At 37.4% G+C, this 24206-nt stretch carries 20 protein-coding genes and 1 tRNA gene; 4 read left to right on the top strand and 17 right to left on the bottom strand.

From position 1 onward, the window contains the following. Window positions 1–1616: 1616 nt before the first annotated feature. From HCQ94_RS01775 to HCQ94_RS01730, 10 genes are all read right to left on the bottom strand, one after another. A tRNA-Ala gene (locus HCQ94_RS01775) sits at window positions 1617–1689 on the bottom strand. 125 nt (window positions 1690–1814) lie between these two features. Then, on the bottom strand, window positions 1815–2420 hold the full coding sequence (locus tag HCQ94_RS01770; RefSeq protein ID WP_166977094.1) for a histidine phosphatase family protein: 606 nt from the start codon (window positions 2418–2420) through the stop codon (window positions 1815–1817). After that, window positions 2413–2793 (bottom strand): ribosome silencing factor, encoded by a 381-nt coding sequence (rsfS, locus tag HCQ94_RS01765; protein WP_166977092.1) that lies wholly within the window; start codon window positions 2791–2793, stop codon window positions 2413–2415. Before rsfS ends, HCQ94_RS01770 begins: the two co-directional genes overlap by 8 nt. 1 nt (window position 2794) lies before the next feature. Next, a complete protein-coding gene (gene nadD, locus HCQ94_RS01760; protein WP_166977090.1) occupies window positions 2795–3409 on the bottom strand; it encodes a nicotinate-nucleotide adenylyltransferase in 615 nt (204 codons plus the stop codon). Window positions 3410–3416: 7 nt separating this feature from the next. Further along, window positions 3417–4688: a glutamate-5-semialdehyde dehydrogenase gene (locus tag HCQ94_RS01755; RefSeq protein WP_442858904.1), complete on the bottom strand. Its 1272-nt coding sequence runs from the start codon at window positions 4686–4688 to the stop codon at window positions 3417–3419. Window positions 4689–4730: 42 nt separating this feature from the next. Continuing rightward, the gene (gene proB, locus HCQ94_RS01750) at window positions 4731–5858 is read right to left on the bottom strand and encodes a glutamate 5-kinase (protein WP_166977086.1); all 1128 of its coding nucleotides are present in this window, start codon (window positions 5856–5858) and stop codon (window positions 4731–4733) included. Between the two features lie 25 nt (window positions 5859–5883). Next, window positions 5884–7398, bottom strand: a complete 1515-nt coding sequence (gene obgE, locus HCQ94_RS01745) for a GTPase ObgE (RefSeq protein WP_166981323.1) — start codon at window positions 7396–7398, stop codon at window positions 5884–5886. Window positions 7399–7906: 508 nt separating this feature from the next. Further along, on the bottom strand, window positions 7907–8158 hold the full coding sequence (gene rpmA, locus HCQ94_RS01740) for a 50S ribosomal protein L27 (protein WP_166977082.1): 252 nt from the start codon (window positions 8156–8158) through the stop codon (window positions 7907–7909). A 46-nt stretch (window positions 8159–8204) separates the two neighbouring features. Continuing rightward, complete coding sequence (gene rplU / locus HCQ94_RS01735) at window positions 8205–8525, bottom strand: 50S ribosomal protein L21 (protein ID WP_166977079.1); 321 nt, start codon at window positions 8523–8525, stop codon at window positions 8205–8207. Window positions 8526–8694: 169 nt separating this feature from the next. Continuing rightward, the gene (locus tag HCQ94_RS01730; RefSeq protein WP_232525750.1) at window positions 8695–10434 is read right to left on the bottom strand and encodes an Rne/Rng family ribonuclease; all 1740 of its coding nucleotides are present in this window, start codon (window positions 10432–10434) and stop codon (window positions 8695–8697) included. An 898-nt stretch (window positions 10435–11332) separates the two neighbouring features. On the opposite strand from HCQ94_RS01730, the gene HCQ94_RS01725 reads away from it, so the two are divergent. The 4 genes from HCQ94_RS01725 (at window position 11333) to cydC (ending at window position 17535) form a co-directional block, all read left to right on the top strand. After that, complete coding sequence (locus HCQ94_RS01725) at window positions 11333–12847, top strand: cytochrome ubiquinol oxidase subunit I (RefSeq protein WP_232525740.1); 1515 nt, start codon at window positions 11333–11335, stop codon at window positions 12845–12847. A gap of 11 nt (window positions 12848–12858) precedes the next feature. Continuing rightward, the gene (gene cydB, locus HCQ94_RS01720; RefSeq protein WP_166981320.1) at window positions 12859–13980 is read left to right on the top strand and encodes a cytochrome d ubiquinol oxidase subunit II; all 1122 of its coding nucleotides are present in this window, start codon (window positions 12859–12861) and stop codon (window positions 13978–13980) included. A 91-nt stretch (window positions 13981–14071) separates the two neighbouring features. Then, the gene (gene cydD, locus HCQ94_RS01715; protein ID WP_166981317.1) at window positions 14072–15727 is read left to right on the top strand and encodes a thiol reductant ABC exporter subunit CydD; all 1656 of its coding nucleotides are present in this window, start codon (window positions 14072–14074) and stop codon (window positions 15725–15727) included. Next, complete coding sequence (cydC, locus tag HCQ94_RS01710; protein WP_166981314.1) at window positions 15727–17535, top strand: thiol reductant ABC exporter subunit CydC; 1809 nt, start codon at window positions 15727–15729, stop codon at window positions 17533–17535. Before cydD ends, cydC begins: the two co-directional genes overlap by 1 nt. Window positions 17536–17736: 201 nt before the next feature. On the opposite strand, the gene HCQ94_RS01705 is transcribed toward cydC, so the two are convergent. The 7 genes from HCQ94_RS01705 to HCQ94_RS01675 form a co-directional block, all read right to left on the bottom strand. Next, window positions 17737–18282 (bottom strand): DUF1697 domain-containing protein, encoded by a 546-nt coding sequence (locus tag HCQ94_RS01705; RefSeq protein ID WP_166981311.1) that lies wholly within the window; start codon window positions 18280–18282, stop codon window positions 17737–17739. A gap of 124 nt (window positions 18283–18406) precedes the next feature. Continuing rightward, window positions 18407–19138, bottom strand: coding sequence for a ribonuclease III (gene rnc, locus HCQ94_RS01700; RefSeq protein ID WP_166981308.1), 732 nt, complete (start codon window positions 19136–19138; stop codon window positions 18407–18409). Then, window positions 19128–19706: a YceD family protein gene (locus tag HCQ94_RS01695; protein WP_196373618.1), complete on the bottom strand. Its 579-nt coding sequence runs from the start codon at window positions 19704–19706 to the stop codon at window positions 19128–19130. The genes rnc and HCQ94_RS01695 overlap by 11 nt, the downstream gene beginning before the upstream one ends. Continuing rightward, window positions 19699–20301, bottom strand: a complete 603-nt coding sequence (locus HCQ94_RS01690; protein WP_166977065.1) for an ATP synthase subunit B family protein — start codon at window positions 20299–20301, stop codon at window positions 19699–19701. Before HCQ94_RS01690 ends, HCQ94_RS01695 begins: the two co-directional genes overlap by 8 nt. After that, entirely contained in the window at window positions 20294–20785 is a 492-nt protein-coding gene (gene coaD, locus HCQ94_RS01685) for a pantetheine-phosphate adenylyltransferase (protein ID WP_166977063.1), read from the bottom strand. Before coaD ends, HCQ94_RS01690 begins: the two co-directional genes overlap by 8 nt. 302 nt (window positions 20786–21087) lie before the next feature. Continuing rightward, window positions 21088–21687 carry a 16S rRNA (guanine(966)-N(2))-methyltransferase RsmD gene (rsmD, locus tag HCQ94_RS01680; RefSeq protein WP_166981296.1) on the bottom strand — a complete coding sequence of 200 codons (600 nt, stop codon included), beginning with the start codon at window positions 21685–21687 and terminating at the stop codon, window positions 21088–21090. Window positions 21688–21801: 114 nt separating this feature from the next. After that, window positions 21802–24195, bottom strand: coding sequence for an ATP-dependent DNA helicase RecG (locus HCQ94_RS01675; protein ID WP_166981293.1), 2394 nt, complete (start codon window positions 24193–24195; stop codon window positions 21802–21804). Window positions 24196–24206: the final 11 nt, after the last annotated feature.

The raw sequence follows: 24206 nt of genomic DNA, 5'->3' as shown, positions 1-24206 counted from the left end.
AACAATCGAGGCGCAGCTACTGCAGTCGCAGGGGCTTGTACGTGTGAGGCTCATTGCCTCGATAGACCCATCGTACCCCGAGGCCGTGAGCTTAGATGCAGTACCAAAGGAATAGACGAGATCGGTGAAGAGCTGATCAGCGTCGGTCTTCGGGTCAGTAGTGACGGGTTGCGGCATCTGAGTCGTAGTCGACATTTGATCCTCCTTGAACTGCGGCGAGATTCACGGTTTCCAGTGTGTCAGATATCATAAGGATTGTGAAGGCCTTTGCTTGATTTCGTTGCAATGGTAGTCGACTTGTAACAACGACCGATCCAGACTCAATGAATGGCGAACCGAACCTACGTCTATGAGCTGTGGCGTGGAACGGTGGTGACGTGAGTGTCCGACCGCCTGTCTGAGCGGGGAGCAGCTAGGGGATGCGGACGGATTCACAGGCCTCTTTGGCTCACCTGTGGGTTTGCGAGCTTTCATTGAAGTTGAGCATATTACAACGGAGGTTTGCTCCGAGGCATTTCACTCGCTCCCGAACCCCGGTCCCCGCCCTCGAAGCAGTCGATGCAATCAACGCACAGGTGGACGCGGCGCTCAAGGCCAAGCGAATGACCGGCGCGCTCTCTATCTTGCAGGCGCCTTATTGGCTCGCGAGGCATCAGCAATAGAATCTCCTGAATTCCAGCATCTCTTACGGACTCAGGCTCTGGCTTCCTTGTCTACAGCTGCTTTCCATTCGATTGAACAGCTCTAGGAAGATGTTGGCTACCTGGCAAACCAGGAGTACATGAATACAAGAATCGTGCGATGGCACAGGCGAGCAGGATGGCATCAGTGCATCGATCCTTTGAAGTCATCCACAAGGCCCTGGACATTCGAAGATGCACTGTTTGCTGAATCTGGCGAAGCAATAGCGTTTGTAGAGGCCCTCGACTCCTACCGAGACTTCCTTGAGACAACCATCGTCCCAAACGTGGGTGCCATTGTCGAGAACGATCCTTCAGACAAACTCCTCGCCGGGGGCTTTGGGAAAGCAGAGCAGCTGTACTCGATGAGTTCAAATCACTCAAACGAGATCTCGAATCAGGTCACTTGACTCTCCTCATTGACCCGGCCTCCAACGATGCGCTCGGCATAGAAGTAGAGGTCGAAATTAACAACCGAGGTGGCGAAAGCAATGGCTCCGAGAATTCTCGAGAAAGATTAGCGGGTCAAAGGGTGCCCAAATCTAGACTGCGATCGCAACGCCAATCGAGTGAAGTTCATTGTCGGCAAGACCGAGTGCGATGAGTGCAGCGCTCAACGCATACTCGCCGCAAGATCCCATGATCGGCAACGACGGACTCCTCCCCCCTTCCAACAAGTCGCCACGCTCCGCACTACCTGCCTATACCTTTTGGCGCTTCGGATACTTTTTGGCGCAAGCCGCACAATTTGGCGGCTCAGCCCACGGGCACGCACCAGGCAGCACGAGTACCCGAAATTCGGCTGCCCTACTCCCCTACCTGCAGGCACCGCCCAACAGACCAGACGAAAACAAATCCTCTCTGACCTGGCTTTTCGTTCAGATTTCGGGCATACAAAAGGACGCCCACTTTGTATCAAAATGAGCGTCCCTTCAGTGGAGCTAACGGGAATCGAACCCGTGACCTCTTCCATGCCATGGAAGCGCGCTACCAACTGCGCTATAGCCCCAATTGTTGATGTCATAAAAACACCAACAATTAATATACCACTATATACTTACAAGCACAATAATAACGAATAATCACTTTTATACTAGTATGTATTCTCCTATTACAACGGTAAATCAAATATAATTAAGCAATATTAATCGGATTATATTCTGATAGTACCCAATCTCCTGACGCAGCTTTTTCCAGCACACACCAAGAACAATTATTTAGAAGTCTTATCCCCCTAAACCCAGCAGACAAACCGAGTAAGACAGAAACACCCTTCAAGATAGCTCCGCCATGACTAACAAATACAATGACACTATCGTCATTGAGGTTTGATACATGTTCATTTACACTTTGACTAAATCTAGCACCAATAGAGTCTACTGGTTCAATGTTCAAGTTCTCAGGACGTATCCCCTGCTGCCAGTTTTCAAATTCTTTCGGCCACTTAGATACAATTTCATCTCTAGTCAAACCTTCCCAAACACCAAATCCACTTTCACGTAAACGGGCGTCTGTTACAATTTTTATACCAGATAGCTCAGCTAATTTTTCGCCAGTTTGCTTAGCCCTTCCTAAATCAGAAGTAATAATGTGAGTTGGTTTATATTTGTTTAGGAAAATAGCAGCATTCTCAGCCTGTTTAATCCCCGTTTCATTCAGAGGAATATCTGTTTGACCTTGAAATCTTTTTTCTAAGTTATAAGCTGTTTGACCGTGTCTCCACAAAATTATCTTAGTCACCTGTTAATTCTCCAAATACTGAGTTAGGTATTTCAAAACGTGGGCAATCTGACCATAAACGTTCTAAGTCATAGTATTCTCTATCTTCAGTTAACTGTACGTGTACAACTATTGCACCATAGTCTAATAGTACCCAGTGACATTCAGTAAGTCCCTCTTTTCTTGTAGCAACTACACCATTTTTATGCATTTGCTCATCTATGAAGTCAACAATTGCTGAAACTTGACGTTGCGTGTCAGCTGAGGCAATAATAAAAGCGTCTGTAAGTGCTAATCTAGAGCTAACATCTATAGCAATTATTTCTTCAGCTTGTTTTTCCATTGCAGCTTTTATAGCTACTATAACTAGATTTTCAACTTCTGGTTCAAACATATTATTTTTCTTCATCTTTCATTTTGTACAAGTGGTACTTTCCTATATACTGTACCACTCCCTCAGGCACTAAATACCATATTGGTTTATTTTCTCTCACTCTTTGTCTACAATCTGTAGAAGAAATTGCCATTGCTGGGACTTCAACTATACTTACTTTATCGAGCATCTGTGAATCAATATCGTGGTTAGGACGAGTAACACCAACGAATGTTGCCAAATCAAATAGTTCATCGCTATTTTTCCAATTAAATATTGTTTCTAATGCATCTGCTCCTGTAATAAAGAAAAACTCAGCTTTAGGGTATAGTTTACGCAAGTCTTTCAAGGTATCAATAGTATAAGTAATTCCTCCTCGTTCTATATCAACTCTTGAAACTGAAAATTTGGAATTTGAAGCTGTGGCAATAGTGGTCATTAGATATCGATGTTCAGCAAGAGTTAAGTCTCTATCCTTTTTGAAAGGTTGTACACATGTTGGAACAAAAATGACTTCATCTAAATTGAATACATCTTGAACTTCACTAGCAGCTACAAGATGACCATGATGAATCGGATCAAAAGTTCCGCCCATTATACCTATTCGGCTAGGGTCATTTCCTGTATTTATTTGCATAATAAACCTATTTTCTTATAGTTCCGTCACCTTCGACATACCAACTTATAGTTGTAAGTGATGACAACCCCATCGGACCACGTGCATGCAATTTTTGTGTAGATATACCAACTTCAGCACCCAATCCAAATTGACCGCCATCTGTAAATCGTGTAGAGGCATTTACCGCAATAGTAGCTGAATCAATTTCTTCTTTGAATTTGTCCACAGCTTGTAAATCATATGCACATATTGCTTCAGTATGCTTTGAAGAATACTCATTTATATGTTCTATTGCTTCATCAATGCTTTCCACTATTTTACATGCAATATCATGTGACAGATATTCTTTTTCCCAGTCTTGCAATGTAGCTAATTCAAATTTCAGATTTTCAATTTTATCCGCTATATCTTTAGTTTTTTCGCATCCATGTACTATAACATTTTTATCTGACAATTCTTGTAATGCGCGTTGTAGAAAAATGTCTTTTATATCTTTATGTACAAGCAAGGTTTCAGCTGCATTGCATACTCCAACCCTTTGCGTTTTTGAGTTCAATAATATGTTTATAGCTTTATCTATATCTGCACTTTTATCTACATAAATATGACAATTTCCAGTACCGGTTTCAATAACTGGTACAGTTGAATTTTCAACCACTGTAGATATTAAATCTGCACCACCTCTTGGAATAAGGACATCTATTATTCCTCGAGCAGTCATCATTGCTTTTGCTCCAGCACGACCAAATTCATCTACGCTACATATTAAACCTGTAGGCATACCACTTTGCACTAATGCATTATTCATTATTTCTACTATCTTTGCATTAGTATGTAAAGCTGCACTACCACCTCGTAATATAACAGCATTCCCACTCTTTATTCCTAAGCATGCTGTATCAACTGTCACATTTGGACGTGCCTCATATATTATCCCAACAACACCTAGTGGAACAGTTATAGATGTTACTTTTAAACCATTAGGCATTTTAGTTCCGGATACAATATTGCCAACTGGATCTGGGAAACTTGCAATTTCTCTAACACTATTAGCAATATTTTTAACTCGTTCTTCATCTAATAAAAGTCGATCTATTATTCCTTCACTTAAATTATTTTCTCGAGCTTTTGCTAAATCTTTCTTATTTTCTTCAACTATTTCACTAGCTCTAAATTCTAATTCTTTGGCTATATTATGTAACGCACTATCTTTTATTTCCCTAGTAGCATTTTTTAGGAATTTTGCACCAATTTTTAAAGTTTTTTTATGAGATATAAGAAATTCTTCTGCACTCATATCTGAAACTGTAGTATTCATAACGCCTTCTTCAAATATCATTTAAATTAAGTATTTTATTTCAGCCAAATCGTCTCTATGTACAACTGGTTTGGGTACTCTAATACCTGCTTTAATCATTTCTTCACTATTCTTACCACATATTAAAGGCAATTCATCAGAGTCATATGAGACAAATCCTCTTGCCACCGGTTGTCCTTTGTTGTCTACTAGCTCGACAACATCTCGACATAAAAAGTCTCCAATTACTCCAACTATACCAGTAGCTAATAAGGAATGTTTTCCTTCAGTTACAGCTTTAACAGCACCTTCATCTAGTACTAGTACTCCTTTAGGAATGGCTGCATAAGCCAACCATAACGATCTCGTTCCAGGTCTTTCACCACAAGCATTAAACCATGTACCAACGTCTTTACCAGCAATGGCTTTATCTATATTCTCAGCACTTGTCATTAAAACAGGTATACCAGATACGCTAGCGATAGTAGCAGACCTTAGCTTAGTAACCATGCCGCCTGTTCCATATTTACTTCCTGATCCTGATACAAGTATGCCTTCTATGTCTTCAGGTCCATTAATACACGGAATAATTTCAGCCCCCTCCTCTTTAGGAGGTCTGTCATATAAACCATCGACATCAGTTAGGAGTATAAGAGCATCAGCCATAACAAAGTGTGAAACAATCGACGCTAACCTATCATTATCACCGAATCTAATTTCATGTGTTGCTACCATATCGTTTTCATTCACAATTGGTATCACATTCATAGAAAATAAACACTCAAGAGCTTGGTGCGCATTCCTATAATGTTTACGTCTGTTCATATCACCAGCAGATATGAGAACCTGTGCTATTTGCTGATTATGTTTAGAAAAGGCTTCTCCCCAAGCAGCCATTAATATACTTTGTCCTACTGCTGAAGTAGCTTGAGCTAAAGGTAAATCCGTTGGCTTACTGTTCATCTGTAAGGGAGTCATGCCTGCAGCTATAGCTCCAGATGAAACTATTGCCACTTGTTGCCCACTCTTTACACAATCTGATAGTAATTTCGCGATATGATGTATACGCTCGTGATTTAATCCCCCCGTGGGGTATGTTAAAGAGGATGAGCCAAGTTTAACAACTATACGTTTTGCTGTCGGTATTTCCGACCTTGTACTTATTGCCATTATTTCCTCTTAATATAAATAGAAATTACAAATTTGGAGATACCCAAATTCCTTCTTCTTTTTCTTGCTGCAATTGATCACGTGCTGCTGCTTTTGCATCCATTTTTTCGTAGTAAAGCTCACGTTTTTCCTTACGTGTTGGACGTGAACTATCTTCAAATCGAATATCAGTTCCTCTAGCTCCTAATAATTCTGCTCCAGTTTGCATAGTTGGTTCCCAATCAAATACGACACCAGTTTCTATATCACCAATTACTATGGTGTCGCCATCTTTTGCACCAATCTTTAATAATTCATCCTCTATTCCAAGTCTATTCAATCTATCAGCTAGGAAACCAATAGCTTCTTCGTTTGTAAAATCAGTTTGTTTGACCCATCGTTCAGGTTTATTACCTCGTATTTGATAGGCTTTGTCACCTTCGTATTCAACTTCTTTGATAGTGAACGCTTTACCATCATCTATTGGTTTTGGTTTCAGTATTATACGTGCTGGTTTCAAATCTTCTTCTACACGCAGGTTAGAAACTAGTTCTCCCAACCTAAAAGCTAGTTGTTTAAGCCCCTTATGTGATAGTGCTGATACTTCATAAACTTCAAATCCACGAGCTTTAATGTCTTCTATAACAATTTCGGCAAGATCTTGACCTTCAGGAATATCAGTCTTGTTAAGCACTACAACTCTTGGACGTTGCATAAGAGGTGTTCTATCGTTATGTTGGTCTAAATCTGATTCATATTGACGTAATTCATTTTCGATAATATCTAAATCTTTTAACGGCTCTCTATCAATTTCCAATGTAGCACAGTCTAATACATGTACTATAACACTGCATCTTTCAATATGACGAAGAAAATCTAATCCCAAACCTTTACCTTGGCTAGCTCCTGGAATAAGACCTGGCACATCTGCCATAGTAAAACGCATATCACCAGCGCTTACAACGCCTAAGTTTGGAACTAAAGTTGTGAAAGGATAATCAGCAATTTTAGGTCTAGCTGCTGACATAGCAGCAATAAGAGAAGATTTACCAGATGACGGAAAGCCTACCAACGCAACATCGGCGACTGATTTTAACTCTAAAATAATATCTAGCTCATCCCCTGGTTCACCCAGTAAAGCAAACCCAGGTGCCTTACGTTTTTTAGTAGCCAATGATGCATTACCAAGTCCACCTTTACCTCCCTGAGCAACGATATAAGAAACATCATTTCCCGTAAGGTCGGCTAATAGTTCACCGTCCGCAGTTTTCACAACAGTCCCATTTGGCACAGGTAGTACAAGATTTTCACCTTTTTTACCATCACGCATATCACCCATACCTTGGGTACCGTTGTCTGCTTTACGATTCCTATTATGATGATAATTCAACAATGTGGTTGTCTGAGAATCTACAGATAAAATAATATCTCCGCCATCTCCACCGTTACCACCATCAGGTCCTCCAAGTGGCTTGAATTTTTCCCTACGTACAGACGCACAACCATTACCACCATTACCTGCAGTAAGGTGTATTTTTACTCTATCTACGAAGGAAGTCATATTAAGCCTTTCAAAATTCTTGATATAAATTTCACATTAATTAGAAATATATCTTTACTATTTTACTATATAAATCGCATTACTTATCACATAAGTGGTTAATTTAATTACTTGTTTTGAATAAACATAATCTAAAAACTAAAAACATCTTTGAGTATATTTGTCTGTGGTTTTATATATAATACACCCAAAATACAAAAAATGGAACAAATGTTCTAATGGTTATTAAAATAATTTAAATATTTCTGAAAACTAATACTACAATACACAAAATCCTCACAACGCTCACATCACATATTTCACAAAACACAACAAAATACATTACATAAATAAAATCGTAACTTTTACGTCACTCACATATAATTCAATACCAAATGTAAAAATTCAAATAAATATAAAACTAAACATATCCACAATAGCTACAAAGATACTAAATAAATGTCCACTAAAATAACGACAAAAAAATAAGGGAACAAGCAAGCGCTAGTTCCCTTAAATTTTAAAAGTTTTAGGATTCAACTACATTCACTACTCTACGACCACGCGCAGTACCAAATTCAACTGCTCCCTGTGCCAAAGCAAATAGTGTATCGTCCTTACCACGTCCAACATTTAGACCTGGGTGGAAGTGTGTTCCACGCTGGCGAACAATGATTTCTCCAGCTTTAACGAACTGGCCACCGAAACGCTTAACACCCAAACGCTGGGCATTCGAGTCACGGCCATTCTTGGAAGAACCAAGACCTTTCTTATGTGCCATCTCGACGCTACTTTCTCTATATACTTATATCAACAAATAACGTAAATCACTTAATGCCAGTAACTTTAACAGTAGTTAGCTTCTGGCGGTGACCCATACGTTTACGGTAACCCGTCTTATTCTTATACTTAACAATAGTAATCTTTGGACCCTTTGCGGCTCCAGTAACTTCTACTGTTACTTTCTTGCTTTCAAGTTCTTTTGCGTTAGTGATGACTTTGTCACCATCAACAATCATAACCGGCTCAAGCTCAACGGTTGTACCAACTTCAGCAGTTAGTTTATCGACGACGATTACATCGCCAACAGACACCTTTTCTTGACGGCCGCCGGCCTTGACGATCGCGTAGACCACGTTGCTGCTCATCTCTTATCGTAACGGACTATTGACAAAGAAAGGATTAAAATCCTTTCCACATGCTTAAACAAGCACCGACTCACAATGATACTAGATTTCAGTGTTCTTCGCAAATGAAATCTGAAAAATGTAAGCCAGAAAACACAAGTATACTATCAGAATTTTCCAATCACTACAATTATAAAATAATTATTGAAGAGTTAGAATCATCTGATGGGGCGAAAGTTCCTTGAGAAACTACCCTTTTACGCTTCTTACGCTTAGGTTTTTCTGAGTGAGCTCCATACACTTGGTCCTCATCACCCTTTTCTGAAAATTCACTTTCATGACTTCTTTCAACAAGGGCAACACTACTACCTTTGTGCTTATTTTGGCTTTCACCTTTGTGATTCTTACTAACTCTACGACCTTTTTGAGAGTTAGATACATTGTAATCACTAGATTCATTTCTTTTTTCTTTTTCGCCAATGCTTTTCACATCTTTATTTGATGCGTCAACACCATACTCATTAGAAGCATCTTTATCTTCTTCAGACACTTCTAAAGTCTTTTCATTATCTATATCACTATTATTTTTTCGACTCTTACGTTCTTTCTTACTAATAGCAGATTCATCTACAGGTTGTGAATGAACTAAAAAGCCTCGACCATCACAACACTCACACTTTGAAGAAAATGCCTCCACGAGGCCTTGACCAACACGTTTTCGAGTCATCTGAACTAGTCCCAAGGAAGTAACCTCAGTAACCTGATGTCTGGTCCTATCCCTTCCTAAACACTCGATTAGACGACGTAATACCAAGGTACGGTTAGACTCTAAAACCATATCTACGAAGTCAATAACAATAATTCCACCAATATCACGTAAACGTAACTGACGTACAATCTCTTCTGCTGATTCTAAGTTATTTTTCGTAATAGTTTCTTCTAGTGTTCCACCAGCACCAATGTATTTACCAGTGTTAACATCTATAACAGTCATAGCTTCCGTACGATCAATAATCAAATAACCACCAGACGGTAGCCATACTTTACGATCCATACCTTTAGCTAACTGTTCATCTACACGATTAGCAATAAATACGTCATTTGTATCCGTCCACTTGACTAACCGGTCAGCCAAATCTGGAGACAACTCATTTACATACTTAGAAATATTGTCCCAAGCGTTATTGCCTGAAACAACTAGCTCTTTGAAATCTTCGTTAAAAATGTCACGAATAACACGCAAAGCCAACTCAGGTTCAGTATGTACAACCATAGGAGAGTTGTTAGTCTTTTGCTTATGCTCTATGCCTTCCCAAATCTTTACTAAACGCTTTACATCATCTTCAATTTGTTCAGTACTTGCGCCTTCAGCAGCTGTTCTAACAATAACACCATACTCGTCAGGCACAATTGAACGCAAAATCTTCTTCAAACGACGACGTTCTTCTTCAGGCAATTTCTTAGATATACCCGTCATAGCTCCAGAAGGAACTAAAACAATGTGACGACCAGCCAAAGTAACTTGAGATGTTAATCTAGCACCCTTATGCCCAATAGGATCCTTAGTTACTTGAACAAGAATAATATCACCTGGTTTTAGAGCATTTTCAATACGTCTGACATTTCCTTCAAGACCAAGTTCATCCCAGTTAACTTCACCAGCATATAAAACAGCGTTACGTTCTTTGCCAATATCAACGAATGCTGCCTCCATTGAAGGCAAAACATTTTGAACTCTACCTAAGTAAACATTTCCTACAGAAGTCGTTTGTGAATGACGTGCAACATAATGTTCAACCAATAAGCCATCTTCTAAAACAGCAATCTGGTTCAAACCATCTTTTTCACGTACCACCATCTTGCGGTCGACACACTCACGACGAGCCAAAAACTCTGATTCTGTAATTTTTGTTTGACGCAAAGTTGTCAAGTTATTGTCATGGCGACGACGGCGTTTAGCTTCTAAGCGAGTAGATCCTTGTAAAGCAACTACACCCTTAGCTTCGTCGTCATCTCGTCTACGCTGACGCAGACGGCGTCTACGAGTGCCATCGCCCTCTTCAATCTCTAAAACACTAGATTTACGGCGTGTACGTAATCTTTCTACGCGTCTTGAAATAGATTTTTCATCCTTGTTTTCAGCTTTACCTTCTTCGAGATCCCTCTGAGGGTGCTCAATAGGTTGTATTTGACTTAAATCTACAGCTTCAAAAACAATATCTAAGTTGACGTTGTCATGTAAAGATATCGGATTATCTTTAAGGTTCTCTAGAGAAGAAAAAGGTAAATCTGGATTTAAGTTACAATGGAATTTCTTTAATCGCTCTATATACTCATGGTATTGAGGTGTGTCTACATCAAAGTCGTAAGTGATTTTAATCACATTTAAGTTCTCAATTTTAGGTTCGACAAAAGTTAAACTTTCTTTACCTAAATCTAATTTAGGACTACTGCTTAAATCTACTGGAAGTTGCCTACCAGCAGGACTTAGGCAAATATCACTAATATAAATATTCACTCTACTTCCCTACAAAAGTCATTTATTTCGGCAATTTTCACACTAAACCACACGAAATGCTAGTTCCTAAAGAACCAAAGTCTATCAATTACAAGGTCATTTGTAGCTAACACAAGTAAAACAAAAAACACACTAAAACAAAGCTACATGACGCTAAAGTTGTAATATAAGTGTGACAATTACAACGTTACTTGAATCAATCATACACTAAAAATCACTCTTTAAACTATAGGTACAAACACAATTACAAAATATTTTTAGTATGCTAACCCTGTGTAAGAAATCTTAGTCTACGACAAGGGGAAGAAAAATGCACGCCATAACGATGGCTCTAGATCCTCTAGACCTGGCACGGTGGCAATTCGCAATAACCACCGTGTACCACTTTATACTCGTACCTTTAACAATAGGTATGTCATTGGCTGTAGCTATCCTGCAGACCCTATGGTACAAAACCAAAAAGGATCACTGGCTAAAAGCCACACAATTCTTCGGAAAGCTTTTCCTAATAAATTTCGCTTTAGGTGTCGCTACTGGTATTGTGCAAGAATTCCAATTCGGTATGAACTGGTCGGAATACGCACGTTTCGTAGGTGACATTTTCGGTGCCCCTCTAGCAGTTGAAGCTTTACTAGCTTTCTTTATCGAATCCACATTCTTAGGATTGTGGATATTTGGTTGGGGCAAACTTTCGCCAAAAGTCCACACATTGTGTATATGGATGGTAGCAATTGGTGTAAATGTTTCAGCTTTATGGATTGTAGGTGCAAACTCTTGGATGCAACATCCGGTAGGAGCAGTATTCAATCCTGCCACAGGACGTGCAGAGCTGGATGGAGCTTTGGGCTTCTTTAACGTAGTTCTAAATCACAAACTTTGGCTAGCTATATCTCACGTTATCGCATCATCATGGTTGATAGCTGGAACATTCATAGCGGGCATAGCAACTTGGTGGCTAGTACGCAGTGCAAATGCTGGCGAAGAAGGCATGCAAGAAGCACGTAAATACTGGAAACCGATAACACGTTTCGGCATACTAGTTCTTTTTATCGGTGGTCTAGCAACAGTCGTATCAGGCCACTTCCAAGGACAAGACATAGCTAAATCTCAACCTATGAAACTTGCAGCAGCAGAAGGATTATGCGAATCTCAAAAATCTGCTCCATTTACTTTAGCTGTATTTGGTAATGACTGTAAGAGCGCAACTCGTATAGGTGAAATTCCAGGTCTTGCATCTTTCCTCGCAGATGATGATTTCTCAAGCGAAGTAGTTGGTATAAAACAGGCAAACGAACTCTACAAAGAAAAGCTAGCTTCCGCTCACGGTCTTAAAGTAAAAGATAACCAAGACTACACTCCGCCTTTTGCTGTAACATTCTGGGCATTTAGGATAATGATACTTACAGGTCTAGCATCACTAATACTAGGTGTATGGCTTGTAATTTCAACACGTAAGAACAAAATTCCAACTTCAAAAGCTCTCGGAAAATTTGCGATATTTGCAGTTCCTTTCCCATTCCTTGGAGCTTCTTTCGGTTGGATATTTGCTGAAGTAGGTCGCCAACCATTCGTTGTTGCACCTAACCTACTGACTGGAGCTAACGACCCTGTTTCTAGCGTATATATGCTTACATATCAAGGTGTATCTCCTCTAATTACCTCAGGTGAAGTTCTAACAACTCTAGTAGTATTCACACTTCTATATCTAGGACTAGGTATAGTTTGGTTCCTACTAATGCGTAGATATTCACTTGAAGGCATTCACAAACCAGCAGTCAACCACAATAATGATGAAGTTACAACAGCTTTGTCATTTGAATACTAGGAGGCGAATCAATGGACTGGTTAAGTATTTTATGGTTCATCCTAATTGCAGTATTGTGGACAGGATACCTAGCATTAGAAGGCTTTGACATAGGCGTTGGTATGCTTCTACGTATTCTAGGTAAAAGTGACCGCGAACGTGCAGCTTTGATAAAAACAATTGCTCCATTTTGGGACGGAAACGAAGTTTGGTTACTAACTGCTGGTGGTGCAACATTTGCAGCTTTCCCAGAATGGTATGCCACGATGTTCTCAGGAATGTACCTAGCACTATTCCTAATACTTCTTGCGCTAATTTTGCGTATATGTGCTATCGAATGGAGAGCTAAGATTAATTCTCCAAAATGGCGTGGAGTCTGGGATACAATTCACTTTGTTGTAGCTTGGTTACCACCAATACTATTTGGTGTAGCATTTGCTAACTTAGTACAAGGTATGAAGATAGAAGTAATCAACCCACAAACTCTTGAAGTAATATCACCATCTGAAGTAACACCTGAAGTATTGTCAACACACGTGCATGCTATAACAGGTGGTTTCTTCTCATTGCTATCACCGTTTACTTTGCTAGGCGGAGTAATACTAGCTTGCATATTCCTAGCACATGGATCATTATTCCTAACTTTGCGTACAACAGGTGAATTAAGGCAAAAGAGTGAAAAGCTTGCCCTACCGCTTTCAATAGTAGCAACATTGCTAACAGCAGTTTGGGCTTTGTGGGCACAGTTTGCTTACTCTTCATCAATCTTATCGCTAGTTCCTCTAGCGGTTGCAGCATTAAGCCTAATATCTTCAACAGCACTAACGCTAAAGAAGAACTATAAATTTGCATTTGCAGTAAACTTCTTAGCTATCGCCAGCGCTGTAGCTTTCATATTCTCAGCCATGGCTCCTTCAGTAATGAAGTCATCAATTGACCCTGCATACTCATTGACTATAGCTCAAGCATCTTCAACACATGGAACTCTAACAGTTATGACAATTGTTGCAGTAACTCTAGTTCCAGTTGTCTTAGCTTATACAATATGGTCATACTGGGTATTCAGAGCAAGAGTTAGTGAAAAAGATATTCCAAAGATTGCAGGTTTAGATCCTAAGCGTATCCGCCTTGGAGCTAATTTCCTAAGTAACTAATAATTATGGGCGTCGCATAACAACTGTGGCGCCCATTTTTATATAATTTACACATTAGACAAGCAAACACCATTATTTGAAGGAAAAGTAAGTGCGACCATTTGATCCACGTTTGATGAAGCATTCGAGTTCCACTAAAAAATACGTACTTTTAACAGGAATCACTGGTTTTATAACAGCATTATTAATAATTTCCCAAAGTATATTAATCTCTAAGATAATTTCGCCAATAATCAACCATGACAAATTTTCATTGGCTACTAATCTGATTTTTATGTTAGTAGCAGTCTTTATTTTGAGGCTAATAATAACTTATATCAATGAGTCAATAGCTCATAAAAGTGCAACTCAAACAATAACGGTACTACGTGAAAAACTCCTAAAACAAGCTTTGACTCAAGGACCTAGATGGCAAAAACAAAATACTGCTGAACTAACTACCCTTGCAACTCAAGGTTTAAATAATTTAGTACCATACTATACAGAATACTTACCACAACTATTTTTATCAGCTACAGTTACACCTGTAGCCCTGCTCATAGTTGCAACATACGATATTTGGTCAGCAATAACTATAGGACTTACTCTTCCACTAATACCAATATTTATGTGGCTAATTGGAGTTATGACTCAAAACTATGCAAATTCTAAGCTACAAACTTTACAAAAACTCACATCACAACTACTCGATTTAATTAGTGGGCTAACAACTCTAAAAACTTTAAACAGAGAAAAAAGCCCAATTTACAGGATTCATTACTTAGGCAAACAATACAAGAAAACAACTATGGACACTCTAAAAGTTGCTTTCCTATCAGGAGCTGTCCTGGAACTTCTAACAACTATATGCGTAGCATTAGTAGCAGTAAACGTTGGTATGCGACTAGTATACGGATATCTAGATTTAGAAATTGGCTTAATAATAATTATGTTAGCCCCAGAAGTATTTGCTCCTATACGACAAGTAGGTGTGAAGTTCCATGCCTCAGCTGATGGTGTTGCTGCAGCAACTAAAACTTTGGAATTCCTAGAAGAAGAAACTCCAGAAAATGGTCCAACTGACTGCCTAAACATGTACAACACAGACATAAAAATTGAAAACTTATCAATATATTCTAGGAATATTAAAACCCCTAACAACCTAACAGCAACTATCAAAGCAAAAGAAATTACAGCTATAACAGGCGAAAACGGAGCTGGTAAAACAACAACAACTTTAGCAATACTAAAACTAATTCAACCTGATGAAGGAAAAATTCTATTAGAAGATACAAACACAAAAGAAACACTGGACTTAAAAGATGTAGAAAAAACAAGCCTACATCAGCAAATAACATGGGTATCTCAAAATCCAATAATCTTCCAAGGTAGCATATTAGAAAATATTCAGTCTTTCACTAATAACTATTCACTTGAAAAAATAGAAGAAATCGCTGAAAAAACAGGGCTAATAGAAGTAGTAAGAACCCTAGAAGATAAATGGGATACAAAAATCGGTACTAATGGAGTTGGTCTTTCCTTGGGGCAACGTCAAAAAATAGCTCTAACAAAAGCTTTACTGGATAACAAGCAAATAATTATATTAGATGAACCTACAGCCCACTTAGACGCGCAGAACGAGCAGTACATTATTGAGACGATAAAAGAGCTAAAGAAACAAGAAAAAACAATCATATTAATAGCTCATAAACAATCTCTGATAAATATAGCTGACAACAATATAACTGTAGTAGCAAAGGCAAAGTAATGATTTTAATAACTCGAGAAGAAAAACAAGCATTGAAACAAACCTATAAAATGCTAGAGTTATCAAAATTCAGATTTGCTCTAGCGGTGCTAGTTGGAACTGCAAGTATATCTTCAACTATTGCTCTGAACGCAATAAGTGCTTGGCTAATAGCTAAGGCTAGTAAAATGCCACCAGTACTAAACCTTACAATTGCTACGGTATCTGTGCGTATGTTTGGTATTACAAAAGCATTATTCAGATATGTTGAACGTATCCTATCACACGATAATGCTTTGTCAGGTATCAACAATTTACGTGAAAATATTTATAAAAAGCTTGCTTCTTCACCAATTGACTGTGTGGCCCACATTAAAAGAGGAGATCTTTTTTCAAGAGCAAGTACCGATATAGAAGCATTAGGAAACTTTGTTATAAAAAGCTTACTACCGTTATATGTAGCTTTGCTGTCCTCATTGGTTCCACTAGCCATAAGCTTTTGCATACTACCTAGTGCAGGCATTGCACTACTAATAGGATTATTAATATCTGGAGTTATTTCTCCCCTACTAACAGTAAAAGCAACCAGAATAACTCAAATTACGCTAGAACAAACACAAACTACCCTAGTAGATAACACCATGATGATTATGGAATCAGGTAGTGAACTGGTAATAAATAATCAGGATAAAAAATTATTCAGCCTTCTAGAGGACACTGAGCATAAAATTCATATTCTTCAAAACAAAGCAGCCAAGCTGAATGCTCTAGCATCAATAGTAGATACTACAGGAATGTTTTTCGCTATTGCTTCAGCAATGATTTTAGGCATACCAGCTGTGCTAAATCACGGTATACAAGACATAAGTCTAGCAATAATTACTCTATTACCTCTAGCTTCTTTTGAAAGTACAGCAATGCTAAAACCAGCAAGCGTGCAGCTTATAACCAGTGCAACGAGTGCTGTAAGAATTATGAAATTGTTAGATCAAGAAGAGCAAGTAAGTAATGTACCTATACTAGAAAAAGACCAAAATTCACAAAAGATAAAACTAAAGTTAGACAATGTTTCAACTGGTTGGAATAGCAAAACTATTGTTGAAAACTTAAATTTTGAGATAGATACAAACACAAAGATAGGAATAATTGGCGAAAGCGGAATCGGTAAAAGTACTTTGCTGTACACTCTAGCTGGAATGCTAGGTAAAACAGGTGGTAACTTCACATTAAACAACGTTGAAATTACTGACGAAAACAGGCACGATTTAGCTAACTATGTGACATTAATTACTGAAGATTCTCATATCTTCGAAGCAAGTATATACGAGAATATTAGAGTTGTTGATAACACTATTACTGAAGAACAAGCTTATTCTTACTTAGAGCGCGCAGGTCTGAAAAACTGGATAGATTCAATTCCAGACGGAATACATACAATCTTATCTCAAGGGGCAAGCTCCATTTCGGGTGGACAACGCAGACGTATACTGTTAGCTCGCTGTTATGCAACTCACACACCTTTCATACTAATAGATGAACCTAACGAACATCTAGATCCTGAAACCACAGATTCACTAGTAAAAGATATATTCAACACTTGCAATTATTCTTCTTATAAAAACACAAGTGACAAATCTAGTGAATCTAAAGTCAGCAGAGGTGTAATAGTTGTAACACACAGACTTACTCCTTTAGAAAATGCAGATCTAATAATAATGCTTGAAAAAGATAAAGATACAACAAAAATCAAACATATAGGAACTCATGAAGAACTATGCAAAACTTCTGAAAAGTATGCTTGGCTACTAGAACAAGAGCAAAAAAGTTAAATCTACAGAACATAATATACAAAACGCTGGTATACCAAAACACTAGTATACAAACCCGCTAATGTGATGTATATAATTGATAACTTTTATATGTCTCATGTTTTAAAGCTTATGTAAATATACGAGTGCTTATAAAAATATTCTTCATGCTAGTACTAACCGCTAAAAACTTAGAAAAATAAATTATTCAAAAATCAGTATCTAGTCTTCACACATTTCAGCTAAACGCTGTACAACTGTAAGCTTCCTCATCGTAGCACTTATACCAAGTTGTTTCTCAATATAAACAGTGTCTAGCTTTCTCTTTACTGCTTCTTTAGGAAGAAATGTGTATATGCATTGGCTCCCAATATGCAGCTTTTCTTCACCGTAGTCTTTACTATTAATCTTAGTAATTTTATCCACACTGATATCGTCGTCTACGTTATCATTCGTAAAAATTAAATGTACTCCTGATAATTCGTAATCTTTCACAAAAGGATTTTTATTAATAGCTGTGATAATTTCCTCTTTAGTTTTAACAATAATCTTTAAATCAGCACCAATTTTTTCTCGGATTATATCATGTACTATTTTTTCCACTTTGGTCTTAGAATAGGACGTTTGCAATATAACATTACCACTTTGAATATAAGTTTTTACTTCCTCAAATCCTGCTTCTTCTAGTATTTCAACAAGATAAGACATTTTAGGTATTTTATTCATACCTGTAGGCATTACGCCTCTCAAAAGTACAATATATTTCATAAAAATCTACCCTAAAATAGTTCTAAACTTATAGCTTAGTACAAACAGCAAATGCAAATTCTAACATCACACATAAGCTAAAAGTACAGTAGTAAATATAAAATACAGGCAAGTATATGCTTACTTATTTATCAGTCTTCTCTTCACTAGCTTGCATACTCAAAGTCGCCATTCTAGCTGCGTTTTGCTCAGCCATTTTCTTGGAAGTGCCTTGACCACTACCATAAACTAAATTATCAACTACTACCTCAGCAAAAAAAGTACGATTATGGTTAGGGCCAGTTCCTTCAACAGTATATACAGGCATAGCAGATTTTACTCTCGCAGATACCATTTCTTGTAAAGTAGTTTTCCAGTCAGTTTGTTCACTACGAACCAAAACATCTCTAAGTAATTCAGATAACAAATCTTCTACTACTTTGCGTGTAATTTCTAAACCATTGCATAAATAAGTAGCACCAATTAAAGCTTCAACAGTATCTGAAAGAATAGAGTCCTTTTCATTACCATTAGTTACAATCTCACCTTTACCCAGCAAAATGTATTTACCGAGATTGATTTTACGCGCAACACTTGCCAAAGCTGATTGAGAAACAGTAGCAGCACGCATATTAGCTAACTTTCCTTCAGGAACATCTGGAAAATCACGGTATAGCTTCTCAGTTACAATAATACCTAATATAGAGTCCCCCAAAAATTCTAAACGCTCATTATTAGGCATCCCCCCTACCTCGTTAGCAAAAGACCTATGAGTCAAAGCTAAAATAAGCATTTCAGAATCAATACTTGCTCCCCATTTTTCCAATAAGGTAACAATTTTTTTATTAAAACTCTTAGTATTAGGATTATTCGCCATTATCTCTTTCCTGCATTTTCTTGGCTAAATCAGCCAATCCTTGCCATCTATCGTCAATAATTTCGTGAGTATGTCCTTCTTCTAGCTCAGCAAAAGGAATAGCGCAATGTGGGCAAATACCTTCACAATCTTCATCACATAACATACGCATTGGCAACTCTAAAATAATACTATCGCGCAATAAAGCACCTAAATCGACAGTATCATTTTCAATTTCATACATTTCATCTGCAGTTTCGTCACCTTCAGCAATAGCTTTTTCACGCATACCTGGATAATAGTATAGTTCCTGTACACTTACATCATACCTTTGGGCTACGTCTTCTAAGCAACGGTAACACTGAGAAATAGCTTCAAAGTTCGTACGTAAATCTACTAAAACACCCTCTGACACTGATGTTAGATTAACATCAACATCAATAACTTCACTTGAGGTAACCTCAACATCATATACCTTCAAATCTTCAGGTATTTCAACATTGAAAGTAAAACTATCCATCGCTCCCGGCTGACGCTGTAAGTCAACCAAAGAGATTTCTAAATCGTCAAGTTTTTGGTGTTTATTCATTATCATATGGGTAATTTTCCTCAGCTACCTGTTCGCCATCAATTCTTTCAACTACTGGATCAAAACCGCTACGGGCTGCTATAGCTTCACGTCCAGCGTTAATCTGACGACTGATTGCTTCTAGTAAATCTTCAAGTTCTGTTAAACGTTCATCACAATATGTATCTGCACCCAATGCTAAATTACGACTATTCTCTTCAGCTCGAGCAACAATTCTATCAGCATTATCATTAGCTAAACGAATAACTCGTTCGCTAGATACCAAAGTTTTAGCTTGTTCATGTGCCTGTGCAATAATTTCTTCGGCTTGTATACGAGCTTGTTCAACGATATCTTCGCTCTGTTGGTTAGCCTCATCAATAACCGATTCAGCTTCAGCTACAACACGATCAGCTGTAATAATATCTTCTGGAACAGCCTGAATAGCCAAGTTCAACAATTCAACAATCTTAGCTTTATTTACAACCACATTAGAAGACAAAGGTATACCTCTAGCTTCATCAACTAGACTAATGACATCCTCAAGCAAAGCTACAAGAGAAATAGAAGTAACTTCTTCATCACCTTCATATTCTACTTCAAAGTTATCATTCATAATTACTCTCGTCTTTCTTCGTTTCTTCCAATAAAATTTTTACTGTTTTACTTGGCACAAACTCGCTTATATCTTTTTCAAAAGCTAACATTTCACGTACCAAAGTAGAACTAATATGTTGTAAATGTGGTTTTGTTGTAACAAATATTGTTTCAACTCCACACATTTTCTCATTCATAATAGCCATATTTTTCTCATATTCAAAGTCAAAACTATTACGAATTCCTTTAACTATTATGCCTATATTATTTTCTTCACAATATTGTGCTACTAATCCACTATAGCTAGTAACTATTATATTTTCGTCAGCGTACAAGGATTTAATAGCTTTTATGCGAGTATTTAGCGGAAAAACATACTTCTTTGCAACATTTTCAGCCACAACAATATGCACTTCATCAGCAATTTTTAAAGCCGATGATACAAGTTGCTCATGCCCCAAAGTAAAAGGATCAAAAGACCCCACAACTAATGCTTTTACCATGATTTAATATTATATGGAAAAAATAATACTATCTAGAGGAAACAAGGATTAGATTCACTTTTGTAACTATAAAATATTGGCAATACTTCCACATTTAGTTAACAAACATTTTCAAACACTAGCTACTTGTCAAGATGCAATACTTTTACTTAGTAAAGGTACACAAACTATTCTCATAAACAATAAGCTAAAACCGTAATTAAATATGGCAAGTATAAAACCAAAAGTCATAAACTAAGTATGTAAAATCTAAATTCAAAAAATAAGCATTAATAGACAACTCCAAGTAAAGTGACTGCAAGTTACTTTACTACTAGCTGAATGTAGTATAAGACTGTTTCACCGTACTTCTTTGTGCTGAACACTTCTAATTCTTCCGGTAGCTCTATTGCCTGCCCTCTAGAAGATTGTTCTAAAATCAAAATGCTTTCTTCTGCTAGTAAATTCACACATTTAGCTATGTTATCGCATACAATTTCTGCTGATAAATCGTAGGGTGGATCAATAAATACTAGCAAATACTTCTGATTCTTCCCCTCACAAGCGTGTTCTTTCAAGAAAGTGCTGACACTACTTTGCTGGTAAGTTATATCTTTTTTAAAACCAGCACGTTTAGAAACATTTTCTTTCACACAATTGATGGCATTAGCAGACATATCAACAAAGGTTGCAGCTGTATAGCCTCTACTCAAAGCTTCTATCCCTAAAGCTCCACTACCACAATATAAATCCAATACAGCTAAATCTCTATGATTTTCTAGCAACTCTTGTATATCGAATAATCCATAGTGATCCAAAGTGGAAAATAGTGCTTCTTTAACTCGTTGAGAAGTAGGACGAGTGCCTTTTTTAGGTACTTCAAGTTTCATTCCTTGTAAGTCACCGGAAATAATACTACTCATCAACTCTCTCTTTCAACGCTATTAGCTTTGCGTAGATACTAATCTTTCTAAAAATTTCTACTACATGGTTTTATGAAACGTATGTTTTTGCTCAACAAATAACTATTCAAAAGTCTAGCTCTTAAACCAATAGTTTTCCTCAAAATTAGAGAAAAATACTTCAACTTGTTCATCAAACTTATCATTATCATGACTACTCATGTATATATCTTCATTTTCTTTTATATCGGCCAAACTCTTATGAATGATATCAATATCTCTAATTACATTTAAGAATTTCAGAGTCGACTTTCTGCCAGACTGTTTTATCCCTAGTATATCTCCCTCTTTACGGATAGATAAGTCCAACTCAGCAATTTTAAAGCCATCATTAGTCTTAGAAAATTCTTCTAACTTAGTATACGAAGGATGCGTATCGTCTAAATCTGTAAGTAGCATACAGTAACTTTGTTTATCATTTCGTCCAACTCGTCCACGTAGCTGATGTAAAGTAGCAAGTCCAAATCTATGAGCATCCATTATAACTATCATCGTTGCATTTTTAACATCAACACCAACTTCAACAACTGTGGTAGATATGAGTATAGGAGCTTGTCCTGTTGAAAAATTAGAAATTATTTCTTCCTTCTCACTAGGGGTAGTTTTAGATGATAAAGTCTGTATTTTTACGTCACGCAAATGTTCAGAGTTTTTTATACGTGAATAAGCCTCATCTATGGAAATAATCTCTAGACTAGAAGATGAAGTTTTATTTTCCTCACTTGCTTTAGCTGTTTTACTCTTTTTACTAGGCTTTTGCAGATCGTTTCTTTCGTCAGTGCCATCAGATATTTTAGGTACAACTACATAAATACAGTTACCAGCGTTTATCTCTTCCCTAGCCTTTTCCCAAAGACGATTCTGCCAAGTTTTTTTCTGTCCATCTTTTACATAAACTTTGTTAGGATTCATCAAAAACGTTTGAATTGGCTTACGTCCAGCTGGTTTTTCATCAATAATGCTAACAGTCATATCACCAAATATTGTAACGGCTAAAGTCCTAGGAATAGGAGTGGCACTCATAGATAACATATGTGGCACATGCTCAGATTTTTCTAGCAGTTTTTGTCTCTGTTCAACTCCAAATCGATGCTGTTCATCTACTACAACCAGCCCTATATTATTTACTAAAACTTTATCTGATAGTAAAGCATGTGTACCTATAAAAATTCCAGGCGTTCCTGTAGCTAACTTAGATAAAACTTCTTTTTTGAGTTTTGTGGGGGTAGCAGCTGTGTATAAGTTAACATCTACTTTTTGTACCTCGTTATTTATATCTGTAAGAGGATCTAGGATGGTTTTTACCTCTTTTCCTAGTAAGTTACATATACCTTCGTAGTGTTGCGTTGCCAAAACTTCTGTTGGAGCCAGAAGTACTGCTTGATACCCATTATCTACCACTCTAAGCATTGATAACAAAGCAACTATTGTTTTACCACTACCTACATCTCCCATAACCATTCTATGCATTGGGTATTTCTTAGAAATGTCTTCTTGTATCTCAGCTACGACTCTTTTCTGCGCATTTGTAAGTTCGTATGGAAGATTGTTTACTAGCCTGTCAGCAAATCCATCAGTTTTTGTTTTACATTCAAAAGCCCTATAAGTCTCATAACTTTTTTTACGCAAATATATACTCATATTCAGCATAAAAGCTTCGTAGTATTTGAGCGTATACCTTGCTTTTTTATATTCAGCTTCCTCCGTCGGGTTATGGAGTTTTTCAATAGCTTCGTAGTATGAATATAAGTTCGGGTTGGGTAAAATTTTAGGAATTAAGTCGTCAAAGCTACTCTTATCTACCATACTTAAAGCAGTTTGTATTGACGATTTTACTTTCCAAGAGGCAAAACCATTAGATGCTGGATAAATCGGAATAGGTTTATTTACGTATTCTTGTAAATTTTTTGAAAAATCGAGGTCACTAACTTCTTCCTTATAATCTTCAGAAAGCTCTATACTTTCAAATTCAGGGTGTACAAGCTGTTTCACACCATTATATGTAGACACTGTTCCACTAAATAATACAGTTTCACCTATTTTTAAAATATTCTTGTGAGTATGCAACATGTATTGGCTTTTAGCGAAAAACTTTGCAGTTAAGTATTCTGTTCCGTCAGTTACTAAAACTTGCAACATATAGCCTTTACGAGCAAACATGTTCTTCATGTTTACAGATACTACTTTTACTTGAACAGTTACATAGTCACCTTCTTGTAAGTCTTGTATTTTGGTGAGTTCACCTTTTTTATAGTACTTACGAGGTGCTAGTCTCAAAAGTTCATAAAGTGTAGTTGCGCCAATTTTTTCAAGTTTTTTAGCAGACTTATCCCCAAAGATTTTTTCCAATGGAGTTTGCAAAAAGCTAACTCGCTTGAGAAAGTCACCTTTCATATCATGAATATGAGCATTTATTTCTTGTTCAGATACTTCTTTTTCATTTTTATCTTCAAGATGTTCTTTTCCCATATCTCACCTAT

This window comes from Actinomyces sp. zg-332 (assembly GCF_011751945.2).
In the GTDB taxonomy this organism is placed as follows: domain Bacteria; phylum Actinomycetota; class Actinomycetes; order Actinomycetales; family Actinomycetaceae; genus ZJ293.
This window is presented reverse-complemented; position numbering and strand designations above follow the sequence as displayed.